General features: G+C 72.0%; 14 protein-coding genes. 2 read left to right on the top strand and 12 right to left on the bottom strand.

Annotated elements, in window-relative coordinates; all coding sequences use genetic code 11:
• The first annotated feature begins 272 nt into the window (after nt 1-272).
• The gene (locus tag U7230_RS12245) at nt 273-689 is read left to right on the top strand and encodes a 4Fe-4S dicluster domain-containing protein (RefSeq protein ID WP_324716119.1); all 417 of its coding nucleotides are present in this window, start codon (nt 273-275) and stop codon (nt 687-689) included.
• Nucleotides 690-756: 67 nt separating this feature from the next.
• Here the strand turns inward: U7230_RS12245 and U7230_RS12240 are convergent, their stop codons facing one another.
• From U7230_RS12240 to purE, 11 genes are all read right to left on the bottom strand, one after another.
• On the bottom strand, nt 757-2,022 hold the full coding sequence (locus U7230_RS12240) for a dicarboxylate/amino acid:cation symporter (RefSeq protein WP_324716118.1): 1,266 nt from the start codon (nt 2,020-2,022) through the stop codon (nt 757-759).
• Between the two features lie 204 nt (nt 2,023-2,226).
• Nucleotides 2,227-3,540: a phosphoribosylamine--glycine ligase gene (purD, locus tag U7230_RS12235; RefSeq protein ID WP_324716117.1), complete on the bottom strand. Its 1,314-nt coding sequence runs from the start codon at nt 3,538-3,540 to the stop codon at nt 2,227-2,229.
• Between the two features lie 40 nt (nt 3,541-3,580).
• Nucleotides 3,581-4,204, bottom strand: a complete 624-nt coding sequence (gene purN, locus U7230_RS12230; protein WP_404980679.1) for a phosphoribosylglycinamide formyltransferase — start codon at nt 4,202-4,204, stop codon at nt 3,581-3,583.
• An 87-nt stretch (nt 4,205-4,291) separates the two neighbouring features.
• Complete coding sequence (gene purM / locus U7230_RS12225) at nt 4,292-5,548, bottom strand: phosphoribosylformylglycinamidine cyclo-ligase (RefSeq protein WP_324716115.1); 1,257 nt, start codon at nt 5,546-5,548, stop codon at nt 4,292-4,294.
• The gene (gene purF / locus U7230_RS12220) at nt 5,511-7,079 is read right to left on the bottom strand and encodes an amidophosphoribosyltransferase (protein ID WP_404980678.1); all 1,569 of its coding nucleotides are present in this window, start codon (nt 7,077-7,079) and stop codon (nt 5,511-5,513) included. Before purF ends, purM begins: the two co-directional genes overlap by 38 nt.
• A gap of 32 nt (nt 7,080-7,111) precedes the next feature.
• Nucleotides 7,112-9,475, bottom strand: coding sequence for a phosphoribosylformylglycinamidine synthase subunit PurL (gene purL, locus U7230_RS12215; protein WP_324716113.1), 2,364 nt, complete (start codon nt 9,473-9,475; stop codon nt 7,112-7,114).
• Complete coding sequence (gene purQ / locus U7230_RS12210) at nt 9,472-10,254, bottom strand: phosphoribosylformylglycinamidine synthase subunit PurQ (protein WP_324716112.1); 783 nt, start codon at nt 10,252-10,254, stop codon at nt 9,472-9,474. Before purQ ends, purL begins: the two co-directional genes overlap by 4 nt.
• Nucleotides 10,251-10,535 (bottom strand): phosphoribosylformylglycinamidine synthase subunit PurS, encoded by a 285-nt coding sequence (gene purS / locus U7230_RS12205; protein ID WP_324716111.1) that lies wholly within the window; start codon nt 10,533-10,535, stop codon nt 10,251-10,253. The genes purQ and purS overlap by 4 nt, the downstream gene beginning before the upstream one ends.
• Entirely contained in the window at nt 10,505-11,314 is an 810-nt protein-coding gene (purC, locus tag U7230_RS12200) for a phosphoribosylaminoimidazolesuccinocarboxamide synthase (protein WP_404980677.1), read from the bottom strand. Before purC ends, purS begins: the two co-directional genes overlap by 31 nt.
• 102 nt (nt 11,315-11,416) lie before the next feature.
• Nucleotides 11,417-12,823 (bottom strand): adenylosuccinate lyase, encoded by a 1,407-nt coding sequence (purB, locus tag U7230_RS12195; protein WP_324716109.1) that lies wholly within the window; start codon nt 12,821-12,823, stop codon nt 11,417-11,419.
• Nucleotides 12,820-13,353: a 5-(carboxyamino)imidazole ribonucleotide mutase gene (gene purE / locus U7230_RS12190; RefSeq protein WP_324716108.1), complete on the bottom strand. Its 534-nt coding sequence runs from the start codon at nt 13,351-13,353 to the stop codon at nt 12,820-12,822. Before purE ends, purB begins: the two co-directional genes overlap by 4 nt.
• Before the next feature lie 460 nt (nt 13,354-13,813).
• On the opposite strand from purE, the gene U7230_RS12185 reads away from it, so the two are divergent.
• The gene (locus tag U7230_RS12185) at nt 13,814-14,284 is read left to right on the top strand and encodes an OsmC family protein (protein ID WP_324716107.1); all 471 of its coding nucleotides are present in this window, start codon (nt 13,814-13,816) and stop codon (nt 14,282-14,284) included.
• A 44-nt stretch (nt 14,285-14,328) separates the two neighbouring features.
• On the opposite strand, the gene U7230_RS12180 is transcribed toward U7230_RS12185, so the two are convergent.
• Nucleotides 14,329-14,970: a TetR/AcrR family transcriptional regulator gene (locus U7230_RS12180; protein WP_324716106.1), complete on the bottom strand. Its 642-nt coding sequence runs from the start codon at nt 14,968-14,970 to the stop codon at nt 14,329-14,331.

Here is a 14,970-nt window from a genome sequence, read left to right as displayed (position 1 = left end):
ACCACAGGGGCCCCGGAGCCGCCACTTCATTTTCCACAAACCTCGGGACAATCTCCGGTCCGCCGGGTCTTCTCACCCGGCTGACCGGCGGCAGCGGACGCGGAAGGCCGGACAGAGCGGCCGTTCGCCGGTGGGAGGCCATCCTGGCGGGTAACGGCCCGGGCACCTCGCGACCGCGGCCATCCTTCGATACGTCCGAGCGGGAGCCTGGAGAACCAGGAGACGATGCGAGGCCGGCGTTCGGCGGCGGCGCTCGGCAGCTTCCGGTTCGGATGCCGCCCAAGCGACGCCTCCTCCTGCATTTCCTCCGGTCGTTCGGAGCCCGATCGGAGCCCGGGCCTGCTCTTCCGGCTTCACGGCCCCGGCTCGCCGCGGGTCAGGGCCCGTTTGGGGCCATCGAAGCATCGAAAGCCTGCACGGGGTGTACGATGTGCGCCTACTTTTGCCCGACGGGCGCTCTGGAGCGGCGCGAGGAGGATGGCGAAATCGTCCTCTCCCATGACCCCTCCTCGTGCACGGCATGCGGGCTGTGCGTGGATATCTGCCACCGCCATGCCCTTCGCTTCGTGGAAGTCGACCCTGTCCGGGCCGTTTCCGGGGCCCGGGACGTGCTGTGGCGGGGCCGGTTCAACTCCCCGGAAGAACGCTTGAAGCAGGCTGTGCTCCAGAGATTCTCCACGTCCGTCTGAGGCGATTGGGGAGTGGAACAGGCCCTCCTCCGGGCTTGCGATGCCCCGGTCGACCCCCTTTCGGCGCTCACCCCGCCACGGCCTGCCGTGCGCCGGCGGTCGTCACCTCGATGGTCGCTGGAAACTCCATGGCCCCCTCGCTCCGGGCTACGGCCGTCGTGCAAGCCAGGTCGCCCGTGACATTCATCATGGTGCGGACCATGTCGACCACCCGGTCGACGCCGATGATGATACCGATGGCCTCCACGGGGATCCCCACCGACTGCAGGACCATCGCCAGCATGATGACCCCTGCTCCCGGTACGCCCGCCGTCCCGATGGACGCCAGCGTGGCCGAGAGCACGATGATGGCCATCTGCGACACCGTCAGGGGGATTCCCAGGATCTGTGCCAGGAAGAGCGCCGACACGCCCTGGTAAAGCGCTGTGCCGTCCATGTTGACGGTCGCCCCGAGCGGCAATGTGAAGCTTCCGATCTCCCGCCGGATCCCGAAGTTGCGCTCGCTGACCTGCATCGTGACCGGCAGCGTGGCATTGCTCGACGCCGTCGTGAACGCCACCACCATGGCCGGCGCCGCCCGCTTGAAGAACTCGATGGGGCTGATGCGCCCGAGCCACCCGACGATGAGCGAGTAGAGCCAGGCGGCGTGCAGGACGCACCCCACGTAGACGATGACGATGTACTTCCCGAGCGGCAAGAGCACGCCCGCACCCTGCGCCATGACCATGCGGGCCATCAGGGCGAACACCGCATAAGGGGCCAGTTCCATGACCCACATGATGAGCTTCATGACCGCTTCGTTGGCCACTTCCAACAACTGCAGGAGCCCTTTCGCCCGTTCGCCGAGTGCCGTGAGCGCCAGCCCGAACAGGATGGCGAAGACGATGATCTGGAGCATCTCGCCTTTCATGAGCGCCTCGAACGGGTTGGTTGGAATGACGTTGAGCAGCGTGTCGACGACGGAAGGAGCCGGCTTGGGCTCGAACGTGAAGCTGGCAGGCACCTGATAGCCCCGGCCCGGTGCCAACACCCCCGCCAGCACGAGCCCGAGGATGACGGCCAGGGCGGTCGTGATCATGTAGATGGCGATGATCTTGGCGCCGACCCGCCCCACTTTACGCGCGTTGCCCATCCCGGCCGTGCCCACGATGAGGGACAGCAGCACGAGCGGCGCCACGAGCATCTTGATGAGCCGCAGGAAGATCTGGCCCAACGGGTTGAGGACGTACGCATCGAGCCCCTTGACCCATCCGGCCTGTGCTACCCCGTTGAGCACCAACCCCACGAGGACGCCGACGACGAGGCCGAGCAGGATCCGGTTGACGAGCCGCACCGTCCTCGCCTCCTTCACGCGCAGGCGCCGGTTGGCAAGGTTTTAATCATGCGAGACCTCTCCCCAAGACCCCACACCTGCGCGAGGTTTTGTCGGGCCGGATTCGAGGTCGAACTTCCCACCCCTGCCGCACCCGGGTGTATACACGGCGGCGCCGTCCGCAAGTGCGCGACGAAGGAGGCTATCGGAACCTGCGTCCACTCGTCATAGCAGGCCGATGTCCGACCGGTACTGCATCCCATCGAACGAGATGCGGCTCAGCCGGTCGTAGGCGCGCCGGCGCGCCTCGTCCCATGTAGCGCCGAGCCCGACGACGTTCAAGATCCGCCCGCCCGCCGTCTCGACCCGCCCGCCGGCCCTCCGGCGGGTGGCCGCGTGGAAGACGAGGGTGCCGTCGTCTGCGGCTTCCAACGCTCCGGCAGCCTCTTCCAACCCTTCCACGAGGTCTCCGGTTCGCGGCCGCTCCGGATACCCCGCCGACGCCGCCACGACGCATACGGCGTGGCGGCCCTCGAGACCGGCGAGAGGGCCCGGCCACAGCCACCCCGGGTCGTCCGGTAGCGTGGCGCCGGGGACGCCGGCGACGGCCAGCAGGGCCTCGGTGAACCGTCGCGCGTCCAGGAGCGGTAGCTGCGCCTGGGTTTCGGGGTCGCCTGCCCGGCAGTTGAACTCCAGCACCTGCGGCCCCTCGGGGGTCAACATCAATCCCGCGTACAGCACACCCCGGAAGGGGGAGCCGGCCGCGGCCAGCTCGCGCAGCACCGGGTAGAAGATGCGCTGCAGGACGTCCTGCAGGCCGGTTTCTCCTTCGACGGGAGCCACTGCTCCCATCCCGCCGGTGTTGGGGCCTCGGTCGCCGTCGAGCAGGCGCTTGTGGTCCCGGGCCGGCGGGAGCAGCAGCGCTCGCTCGCCGTCGGTCAGGATCATCACGGAGAGTTCCCGGCCCTCGAGGCGCTCCTCGACGATCACGACGCCGCCGGCGTCTCCGAGGGTTCGTTGGACCATGAGGGATTGCACGGCCTGTTCGGCCTCGCGGGGCGTGTCGCAGACGATGGCCCCTTTGCCGGCCGCCAGCCCGTCGGCTTTCACCACCAGCGGCCGCCCGGCTTTGCGCACGTACGCGAGCGCCCGCTCGGGGTCGAAGAAGATGCGAAAAGGAGCCGTGGGCACGCCCGCCCGTGCCATGACCGTCTTGGCGAACGCCTTCGACGACTCGATGCGGGCGGCCGACCTCGACGGCCCCACCACCGGCACGCCGGCCTCCCGCAGACGGTCGGCCAGGCCCGCCGCCAGCGGCGCCTCGGGCCCGACGACCACGAGCCTGGTGTCGTGCTCCCGGGCGAAGGTCACGAGCGCCTCTGCGGCCTCGGCCGCCCCCGCCGGCAGCGGCACCGGGTGAGGCGTGCCGGCGTTGCCCGGCGCCGCGTAGACCCTGGCAAACTGCCCGCTTCGCTCGAGCGCCCAGGCCAACGCGTGCTCGCGCCCGCCCCCGCCGACCACGACCGCCGTGCCTTTCACGACCGATGCCCCCATCGCCGGGCTCCGTGACCTGCGTCCCCTAAGTGCCCTGACACGCGCCGCCGGGCACGATGCGCACCCGCCGCCCCTCGAGCTGCAGCCGCCCGGCGGCATAGAGCCGGATGGCTTCGACGTAGAGCCGGTGTTCGTGCTGCAAGATACGCTCGGCGAGGCTCTCTTCGGTGTCGCCTTCGAGCACCGGCACGGCTGCCTGCAGCACGATGGGGCCCGTGTCGACCCCCTCGTCCACCAGGTGCACGGTGCAGCCGCTCACCTTCACCCCGTGCTCGAGCGCCTGGCGCTGGGCATCCTTGCCCGGGAACGCCGGCAACAGCGACGGGTGGATGTTGAGGATGCGGTGCCGGAAGCGCTCCACGAAGGCACTCCCCAGGATGCGCATGAAGCCGGCCAGGCAGACCAGCTCGACGCCCGCCTCCTCGAGGCGGTCGGCCAGGTGGCGGTCGTACGAGGCCCGGCCGGGGTGGATCCGCGGGTCGTGGTACTCGGCGAGCACCCCTGCCGCCCGGGCCCGCTCGAGCGCCTGCGCCTGCGGCTTGTCCGAGATGACCAGGACGACCCGCGCCGGCACCTCCCGGTTGACGCACGCGTCCAGGATGGCCTGCAGGTTGGTGCCCCGGCCGGAGGCGAGCACGCCCAGCCGCAAGGGCGATGTCCCGGTGGCCCTGCGCCCCAGCGCCACCGGCTGCAGCGGCTCCGGCCGTGCCGGTACGTGCTCGGTCACGTCAGGCCCTCACCGGCCGACAATCTCGACCCACCCGCCGGTTTGGGCCTGCTTGGCCGAGGCCGTGAACCGGATGCCCCTGGACAGCGTCGTGGCCGGGTCGAGCCCCGGCCCCTCGACCCTCCCGACGACCCAGGCGGCATGCCCGGCCGCCGTCGCCAGCGCCACGGCGGCCTCTACGTCGGCCGGCGCCACCGCGGCCACCATGCCGAGCCCCATGTTGAAAACCCGAAACATCTCCGTCTCCGAGAGCCGCCCCGTCTCTTCCAGCCACCTGAAGACCGCCGGTTCCGGCCACGACCCCCGCTCCACGACTGCCCGTGTCCCGGCCGGCAGTACCCGGGACAGGTTGTCGGGCAAGCCCCCGCCCGTGATGTGGGCGAGCGCGTGCACTTCGACGGCGGCTCCCATGGCGAGCGCTGCCCGGGCGTAGATCCGGGTGGGCTGGGTCAACGCCTCTCCCAGCGTGATGCCGGGTGGGGGTGGAACGCTGCGCTCCCCGAGAGAGCCATGCTCCCGGAGCGTGCTGGTGCCCGGGGGCGCGCCCGGCCCCTGCCCGAACGGCGCCGGCGCTCCCAGATCGGCTCCGGCTTGCTCCAGGATCCGGCGCACGAGGGAGAAGCCGTTGGAGTGCAGGCCCGACGAGCCCAGCCCCACCAGCACGTCGCCGGGCCGGGCCATCATGCCCCGTTCGATGGCCGCCCGGTCCGCCACCCCCACACAAAAGCCGGCGAGCTCGTACATGCCCGCCCCGTAAAACCCGGGCATCTCCGCCGTCTCGCCGCCGAGCAACGTGCACCCCGCTTCCCGGCACCCTTCGGCGACGCCCTCCACGACCTCCGAGGCCACCTCCGGGTCGAGCCGGCTCATGGCGAGGTAGTCGAGAAAGAAGAGGGGACGCCCTCCCGCCGCCACCACGTCGTTGACGCACATCGCCACACAGTCGACCCCGGCCACCCGGTGGCGGCCCAGCCTCGCCAGGAGCTCCAGCTTGGTACCGACCCCGTCGGCGCCGGCGACCAGCACCGGGTCCTCGAAAGCGCCCGCCGCATCTGCCAGCGCCAGCGCCCCCGCAAACCCGCCGATGCCCTGCAGCACTCCGGCCTGTGGTGTGGTTCGAGCGATACGGGCGAGCTGCTGCACGAGCGCCCGCTTCCCCTCGAGGTCGACCCCGGCGGCGCGGTAGCCCGGCGCTTCGCGCGCTCGGGCCCCGCCGTGGGGAGCGCCCTCAGCAGGCGGCTCCATGGTGTCCTCCTCCAGCCCCACGGGCACTCTCCTTTCCGCAGGCCGTTGCGCTACCTGGCTTCCCAGGGCCCGTCTCCTCGCCCGCATCCACCCGCTCCAGCGGTGCCTCCAGCGCCAGCTTGTCCGCCGGATCCTCCACCGGCACGGGGTAGACACCCGTGAAGCAGGCCACGCACGCCGGCCCTTTCAGGACATCGAGCATCGTCTCCAGCGGCAAAAACGCCAGGCTATCGGCCCCGATGGCCGCCCGGACGGCCTCCACGTCGCGCCCTGCGGCGATGAGTTCGCTCCTGTGCGCGGTGTCGACCCCGTAATGGCACGGGAACCGGTACGGCGGCGAGGCGATGCGCACGTGGACCTGAGCCGCTCCCGCCCGGCGCAGCAGTTCCACGATGTGCCGGGCCGTCGTGCCGCGCACGATGGAGTCGTCGACCAGCACCACCCGCCGCCCTTCCACCACCTTGCGAACCGCGTTGAGCTTGGCGTGCACCGCCAGGCGCCGTTCGCTCTGCCCGGGCTGGATGAACGTCCTGCCGATGTAGCGGTTGCGGATCAACCCCATCTCGAAGGGGAGCCCCAGCTGCTCCGCGTACCCCATCGCCGCCGAGAGGCTCGAGTCGGGCACCCCCGTGACCAGGTCGGCCTCGGCCGGGTGACGCAGGGCGAGCGCCCGCCCCATCTCCTTGCGAAGCCCGTGCACGCTCTGGTCGAACAGCACCGAGTCGGGGCGGGCCAGATAGATGGCCTCGAACGCGCACAGCCCCCCGCCGGCCTGAGTGCCCCGGGCGCCCGGCGGCAGGTCCATCCGGGCGACGGTGCGCACGCCGTCCGGCCCCAGGTGTACGACCTCCCCCGGCTCGACCTCCCGCACGACCGTGGCCCCGACCGAATCGAGCGCGCACGTCTCCGACGCCACGATCCAGGCCGGCGCCTGGGCGTCGGAGTACCGGAGGAGACCCAGGCTCAACGGGCGGATGCCCAGGGGATCCCGGGTGGCGATGACGCCGTCGGGGTCGAGGAAGACCAGGGCCCAGGCCCCGGCGATCTGCCGCAGCACCCAGGGGAGCGCCTGCCGGGTGGTGCCGCCGTGGCGGGCCACCAGGTGGGCGACGACCTCGGTATCGGTGGTGGTCTGGAAGATGGAGCCCTCCTCCTCGAGGCGGCCGCGCAGCTCCACCGCGTTGACGAAGTTGCCGTTATGGGCCACCGCCAGGAACCGCCCGCGAAAGCGGGAGAGGATGGGCTGCGCGTTTTCGAGGCGCGACGCACCGGTGGTCGAGTAGCGCACGTGGCCGATGGCCGCGTGCCCTGCGAGCCGGGCCAGGTGCTCGGGCTGGAGCACGTCGGCCACGAGCCCCATGCCCCGGTGGATGCCCACGCGGCCGTGGCGGTCGAGGGAGGCGATCCCGGCACTCTCCTGGCCGCGGTGCTGCAGGGCGAGAAGCGCCCATCGCACCACGGCGGCCGCCTCGGGGTGCCCGTAAACCCCCACCACGCCGCACTCGTCGTGGGCCTCGCGGTATGCACCCGCCTGGTGCGAAGATGCCGCCATCGCCTCACGCTCTGGAGCCGCCGCCATCACCCTCATGGACGGGCTGCCTCCTCCAGGGCCTGTCTCCACGCGCGGCGGAGGGGGTCGACCGGTTCGTCGAGCACGGTACCGGCTCCCTCGACCGCCAGGCGAATGCGCTCTGGCATCACCGTTCCGAGGACGTGGACGGGAACGAGAGGAGGCCCGAGCTCCTCGGCCAGCGCCAGCAGGGGCTGCACGTCGCCGGGCGCGACGCTCGCCACCCAGGCCGGGCCGCCCCTGCCGAAGAGGAGCGCTTCGAGGGAGCGCGCAAGCAAGGGCAGCGTCACCTCGCACCCGTCGGCTCCGGGCTTCCCGCCCAGGGCCGCCTCGCCCAGCGCCTCGGCGATCCCGCCCTGCCCCAGGTCGTGGCACGACCGCACGAGTCCTTGCCGGGCCGCTCGCACCACCAGCTCGATGGCCCGGCGCTCCAGGTCGAAGTCGGCGCTCCACTGTTCGGGGGCCTCGAGGAAGGCCGGGCGCCCGACGAGGACCACCACGTCCCCCGGGTGCTGGAAGAAGGAAGGTACGGGCCGGGGGGCCTCGACCAGCCCCACCATCCCGACGATGGGAGTGGGGAGGATGGCCCGGGCTCCCGCCGTGCCGGCGGGAGCCTGCGTCTCGTTGTAAAGCGACACGTTGCCGCCGGTGACGGGGATGCCGAGTGCCCTGCAGGCGTCGGCCATGCCCTGCACGACGTCCGCCAGCGCCTGCATGACCTCGGGGCGCTCCGGGTTGCCCAGGTTGAGGCCGTCGGTGATACCGGCGGGCCGGGCGCCCACCGCCGCCACGTTGCGGGCCCCCTCCAGCACCGCCTCGCACCCGGCTGCATACGGGCTCCACCCGGCGAGCCACTCCGCCCCGTCCAGGCTCAGCGCGACCATCCGGGCGGGCCCGGCCGGCGGCCCTCCGGGCACCGCCTCGTCGGGCAGCACCCGTAGCACCGCGGCGTCATGGCCTGGGGGCAGCACGGTCCTGAGCCCCACCATGTGGTCGAACTGCTCGTAAATCCACGCCCGGGCACCCCCGGCGACCGACGCTCCCGCCTCTCGCAGGCGCCGGCCGAGCGCCTGTCCTGCTGCGCCGGCGGCGCTTGCCGCCGGCGGTCCGGTCGACGACGGTTGGGTCGACGGCGCATCGCCGGGAGGCAGGGAAGCGGAGGAGGGGGTTGGCGGTCCCAGCGGGCGCACGGGCTGCGGCACGTCGTAGCGGGGTGCTCCGCCGGCGAGGAAGCGGGCCGGCAGGTCGGCGACGAGCCGGCCTTCGCAGCGTACCCGCAGCCGGCCCGAGGCATCGACCACTCCGATCGGGGCCGCCTCCAGCCGGTAGCGCCGGAAGATCCGTTCGACCTCGGCTTCCCGCCCGGCCTGGACGACGAGCATCATGCGTTCCTGAGACTCCGACAACATGAGCTCGAACGGGGTCATGCCCTCTTCCCGCCGGGGCACCCGGTCGAGGTCCAGGTCGATGCCCGTACCCGCCCGGGCCGCGAGCTCGGACGAGGCAGCCGTGATGCCGGCGGCGCCGAGGTCCTGGATGCCCACGACGGCACCCGTCGCCAGCGCCTCGAGACACGCCTCGATGAGGAGCTTCTCGGTGAACGGGTCGCCCACCTGGACCCGGGGCCGCTGCTCGCCCCCTTCGCCGGCCCGGAACGTCCGCGATGCCAGCAGCCCCGCGCCGTGGATGCCGTCGCGCCCGGTGCGGGAACCGACGAGGTAGACCCGGTTGCCGGGGCAATCGGCCCGCGCCCGGGCGATCCGGTCGGCCCGCACCAGCCCCACGCACATCACGTTGACCAGCGGGTTGGTGTCGTAGCTTTCGTGGAAGGCCACCTCGCCGCCCACGGTCGGCACCCCGATGGCGTTGCCGTACCCGGCGATGCCGGCCACCACCTCCCGGAAGAGGTAGCGGTTGCGAGGCTTGCCGGGTAGCCCGAAGCGCAGCGAGTCGAGCAGGGCCACGGGGCGCGCCCCCGCCGCCAGCACGTCCCGCACGATGCCCCCCACCCCCGTGGCAGCTCCCTGGTAGGGCTCCACGTAAGAGGGATGGTTGTGGGACTCGAGGCGTACCGCCAGCGCCCAGCCGCCGCCGATGTCGAGCACGCCGGCGCTCTCGCCGGGCCCCATCAGCAACCGCTCGCCCTCCGCAGGCAGCCGGGCGAGAGCCTTTCGAGAGTGCTTGTAAGCGCAGTGCTCCGACCACGCCACCGAAAACATGCCGAGCTCGGTCCACGTGGGGGCGCGGCCGAGGGTTTCCCGGATGAGACGCCACTCGCCGTCGGTCAGCCCGAGCGCCCTCCACCGGCACTCCGCCTCGATGGCCGGGGCGGGCGGATCGGAAGGCCAGTCCACCGGGACGGCGGTCTCGATGCTCACGGCGCCCCTCCTCTCCCGGCGGGGAGGCCGGCCGCAGCCCGGCGCTCCGCGAGCCACTGGCCCAGCGACAGCCACACCCCGAGCCCGTCGGTGCTCCCGAGCCACTCCTCCGATGCCCGCTCCGGGTGGGGCATCACCCCGACCACGTTGCCCGCCGGGTTGGCGAGCGCCGCAATGGCCCCCGCCGCCCCATTGGGGTTGTATTCCGGGAAGATCCGAGCGTCCTGTCCGTCGGGCCCGCAGTAGCGGAGCACCACACGGCCGGGCGCCGCCTCGTCGGCTGCCTCGATGGCCCCGAGCTCCTCCGGCCAGGCGAAGTAGTTGCCCTCGTAGTGGGCGATGGGCAGCCGCAGCACCTGGCCTTTGCGGTACGCCCGGGTGAAGGGCGTTTCGACCGACTCGACCCGCACCGGCACCGCCCGGCAGATGAAAGAAAGGGTGCGGTTGCGCCGCATGGCCCCCGGCAGCAGCCCGGCCTCCAGCAGGATCTGGAAGCCATTGCAGATCCCGAGCACCGGCATCCCCTGCCGGGCTCGGCCGGCCACCGCCTGCATCACCGGCGCCAGGGCAGCGATGGCGCCGGAGCGCAGGTAATCCCCGTACGAAAAGCCCCCCGGCAGCACGACGGCGTCGATGCCGCTCAAGTCCGCCTCCTCGTACCAGACCGGCACGGCCCGCAAGCCCGCTCGGTCCCCGGCGGCCCGGTTGATGGCGTGGACGACGTCGCGGTCGCAATTGGTCCCGGGGAACGTCACCACGCCCACGACGGCAGCGCTCATCGCCCGGCGCTCCCGTTCGCTCTCTCCGGGCTCCCGCCTGCCGCCAGCTCGAACTCCTCGATGACCGGGTTGGCCAGGAGCCGCTCGGCCATCTGGCGCACCCGGGCCTCGGCTTGCGACGGGTCGGCGGCCTCCACCTCGACCGCGATGCGCCGCCCGATGCGCACCTCCCGCACCTCCTCGAAGCCGAGGGCGGAGAGAGCCGCCCTGGCGGCCTCCCCGGGCGGGTCCAGCACGCCCCGGCGCGGCATCACGTGGACGAAGACGGTGTATCGAGCCACCGGAAGGCCTCCTCTATGCGCCGGAGCACCTCGGCGTAAGTCTCCTCCACCTGCCCCAGGTCCCGGCGGAAGCGATCCTTGTCCTTGCGCTCGCCGGTCTCGACGTCCCAAAACCGGCACGTGTCCGGCGAGATCTCGTCGGCGACGAGCAGCCCCTCGCCGGTGCGTGCGCCCTGAGGTCCCAGCGGCCGGCCCATCTCCAGCTTGAAGTCGATGAGTTCCAGGCCTGCCCGAAGGGCCAGGTCCCGCATGGCCAGGTTGGCGGCGAAGGCGAGCCGCTCCATCTCGGCCAGTTCCTCGGCGCTGGCCCATCCCAGGGCCTCGGCGTGGTGAGCGTTGACCCACGGGTCGTGCAGCGGGTCGCTCTTGTAAAAGAGCTCCCACACGGGGCGGCGAAGCGGCGTGCCCTCGGCGAGGCCGAGGCGTTTGGCGAGGCTGCCCGCCACGCGGTTACGCACCACCACCTCGAGCGGGATGATCTCGACGGCCCGTACCAGCATGACCGCCGGCGACTCGAGGCGCACGAAGTGGGTGGGGACGCCGGCGCGTTCGAGCGCCTGGAAGAACGCCGCGGAGATGCGGGCGTTGGCTTCTCCTTTGCCGGCGATGACCGCCCGCTTGGTGCCGTCGAAAGCGGTCGCCTCGTCGGTGAAGTCGATGAGGCGCAGCCCGGGGTACCCGGCGACCGCGTAGACCCCCTTCACCTTGCCGCGGTGCAGCCGCTCTCCCCGCACCGCCGGTCCCGGCGGGACCTCCACCCGGCGGTGGGCGCCCTTCATGCCTGCCCCGGCGTGGCCCTGGCCAGAGGGGTGCCCCTGGCCCGAACCGTGTCCCTGCCCCAACGATGAGATGCCCACGGCCTCATCCCCCGTCCGGCGCCGTTACCGCCCGGGCGCCCCGCTCCCGGCGTCCTGGATGCCCTGCGCGGCCCCCTGGCTCTGCCGGGCCCGTGCGGGGCTCTCTTGCGTGAGGCGCTCGATTTCGAGCCGCTCGAAGATGGCGTCGACCTTGCTGAGGAAAGGCTCCAGTTCGAAGGCCCGCTCCAGCCGCTCCCGGCCGGCGACCGCGGCCAGATCCGGGTCGGTAAGCACGCGTTCCTTGAAGGAGGCGGCCCCCGCCACGCCCGCTGCGGCCTCGTCCCGGGCGGCCATGGCGTGAGCCTGCACCCGGCGGTACGCCTCCTCCCGGCTCATGCCGGCGTCGACCAGCGCCAGCAGCACCCGTTCGGAGAAGACGAGCCCCCCGGTGGCCTCGAGGTTGGCCTTCATGCGGGCCTCGTACACCCGCCACCCCCTCACGACGCGGGTCAACAGCGCCACCACGTAGTCGGCGAGGGTGGTGGCGTCCACGACCCAGATCCGCTCGGTAGAGCTGTGCGAAATGTCCCGCTCGTGCCACAGCGCCACGTTTTCCATGGCGACCAGGGCGTAGCCCCGCAGCACCCGGGCGAGGCCCGCGATGCGCTCGCTGCGCATGGGGTTGCGCTTGTGGGGCATCGCCGACGAGCCCCTCTGGCCCGGCGGGAACGGCTCTTCGAGCTCCCCGACCTCGGTCTGCTGCATCAGCCGGATCTCGGTGGCAAACTCCTCCAGACTCGCCCCGAGGATGGCCAGGGCGGCGGCCGCCTCCGCGTGGCGATCCCGGGAGACGACCTGGCTCGAGACGGGGGCGGGGCGAAGCCCGAGCCGCTGGCAAACGTACGCCTCGACGAAGGGGTCGACGTGGGCGAAGGTGCCGACCGCGCCGGACAGCTTGCCGACGGCGATCGCGTCACGAGCTCGGAGCAGGCGTTCCAGGTCGCGCCCGAGCTGGTCCCACCAGCGGGCCAGCTTGAGGCCGAAGGTGATCGGCTCGGCATGTACCCCGTGGGTGCGGCCGATCATGGGGGTGCGACGGTGACGGATCGCCTCCGCGGCCAGGGCCTGGCGGAGCTCCTCGACGCCGGCGATGACGTGCCCCATCGCTTCGGCGGCGAGCGACGCCAGAGCGGTGTCCATCACGTCCGACGACGTGAGGCCCAGGTGCAGGTAGCGGGCGTCGTCGCCCACCGTCTCCGAGACCGCCGACAAGAACGCGATGAGTTCGTGGTCGTTGACCTGCTCGAGCTCCCGGATGCGCTCGACGCGGAACGTGGCTCGCTCCCGCAGGCGGCGGGCGGCGTCGCGGGGGACGCGGCCCAGTTCGGCCCAGGCTTCGGCGGCCAGGAGCTCGACCTCGAGCCACCGGCGGTACTGGTTCTCCTGGGACCACAAGGCGGCCATGGCCGGCCGGGTGTAGCGGGCGATCATGGACGTTCCCCCTCCGGAGAGTGCTCGACGGTCTGGAGCAGGCGCTGTTCCCGCTCCGCCACCTGGTCGGCCTGGCGGCGGCGCAGCTCGTGCAGGCGGCCGGCCAACTCCGGGTCGGAGAGGGCCAGGATCTCGGCGGCGAGCAGGGCGGCGTTGCGGGCGCCGTTGATGCCCACCGCGGCGACGGGCACGCCCGGTGGCATCTGAGCGATGCTCAGCAGGGCGTCGAGCCCCTCGAGGGAGGCGGCGATGGGCACGCCGATGACCGGAAGGGTGGTCCAGGCTGCCATGACGCCGGGAAGATGGGCGGCGCCGCCTGCCGCCGCGATGATCACGCGCAGGCCGCGCTCCGCGGCGGTGCGGGCCCAGGTCATGGCCCGCTCGGGAGTACGGTGCGCGGAGGCCACGGCCAGCTCCGCCTCGATCCCCAGTGCGTGGAGCTGGTCCCAGGCCGCCTTCATCACGGGCCAGTCGGAGTCGCTGCCCATGACGAGCCCGACGCGCGCCGTACGGCGCGGCTCGCCCTGCATCGCTCGTCTCGCCCCCGCCCGGAGCCGCCCGGGCCCTGCCCCAAAAAGCAGAGCCCAGGCGGGTGCTTCACCACGGCGAGGTGAAACCTACCCACCTGGGCTTTTGTCCCACCGGTGTAGCGCCCCCACGGGCCCGGCGGCTCCCGTGGACTCCGAGGAGAGCCGCCCCGTCCGTGGAGCGCCCGTGCCGCTTGGACCTGACCGGGCAGGCCCGCCGGCCGGAGCCGAGCTCCCGGCCGTCGTCGCCCGCGGAACCCTAGGCACGCTTTCCCTCGCTCAGCAACCTGAGCTATGTCCAGACATCCCCATGCTATCCGCCTGCCGCGCGGCGGTCAAGGGAAGGGGGTGGACAGGTGCAAACGTCCCCGTATGGCAGGGCGGTCATCCCTTTCCATGAGGATGTGCGGCATGTATCGTGCTAGTGGGCACAATCACAGATCCTCGCGAGGGGGCGTTTCGAGTGGCAGTAGCCCAGCAGCCCAAGCTGTTCACCATGCGGGCGCGGGGAGAGTGGAAGGGCGGAGTCCGCACCGAGGTGCGGGTGCGCCACTTCGTGCCCATCGTGCTGGACGAGCCGGCAGATCTCGGCGGCTCCGACCAGGGCCCCAATCCCATGGAGTACGTCCTGAGTTCGCTCATCGGGTGCGCGTCGGTGATGCTGGCGGTCGTCGCCAAGGAGCAGGGGTTGCAGTATTCCGGGGTCGAGTTCGACGTGCGAGGCACGCTCGACGTGCGCGGCCTCGAGGGCGTCGAGGGCGTTCGCCCGTACTTCGACACGGTCAAGGGCAGCATCCGGGTGCACACGCAGGCGGCGCAGCCGGTGCTCGATGCGGTAGCAGCACAGGTGGAGCGGCGCTGCCCGGTCTACACGATGCTCCAGGCGGCGGGCGTGGACGTCCAGATCGAGTGGGTCGCCACGGGCGAGGCCTGAGCGCCGGGCGGCCGTAGAGGGAAGCAGCACGAGAGGTAAGAGTGCTATGGCCCGGGAACCTCCGTTACGGAAACGGGTTCTTCGGGCCATCCCACGCCCCGCAGGACGAAACGTGCGAGCTCGGGCGCAAGCTCAGCGAGCGGCCGGCTGCGGGGGGCGTTCAGCCACTGGACGACCACCTCGTTGATGGCGCCGAGTGCCGCGCTGGCGGCCACGCGGGTGTCGACGACCGCCAGCGGGTGCCGGCGAGCGGCCTGTTGGAGGTAGAGCTGGATGAGCGTCGTGAACCGGTCGACCAGGGCCCGCCGCCTGGCCTCGAGCTCGGGACTCACCCCCACGGCCTCTACCAGGAAGACCCGGGCGAGCTCCTCGTGGGCGGCGAAGAGCTCGAGCGCCGCCTTCACCGCGGCCTCGACACGCCCTGCCCCCGGCACCGGCGACGAGCGAACGGCCTGCTCCACGGCGGAGGCGAGCCGGCCGGCGAACTCCTCGAGGAGGTTGACGAAGAGGGCGTCCTTGCTCTCGAAGTGAAAGTAAAACGCGCCCTTGGAGCTGCCGCACTCGGCCACGATCTCGTCCACCGTGGCCTGGTGGTAACCCTTGCGCGCGATGACCCGGATAGCGGCGTCGATCAGCCGCCGGCGGGTGGCCTCGCCGTTGTGTCGCGACGACATCGCAGGTGGCAT

Source organism: Limnochorda sp. L945t (assembly GCF_035593305.1).
Taxonomy (GTDB): Bacteria; Bacillota; Limnochordia; order Limnochordales; family Geochordaceae; genus Carboxydichorda; species Carboxydichorda subterranea.
The sequence above is the reverse complement of the archived record's forward strand: the minus strand, read 5'-3'. Positions and strand labels throughout refer to the sequence as shown.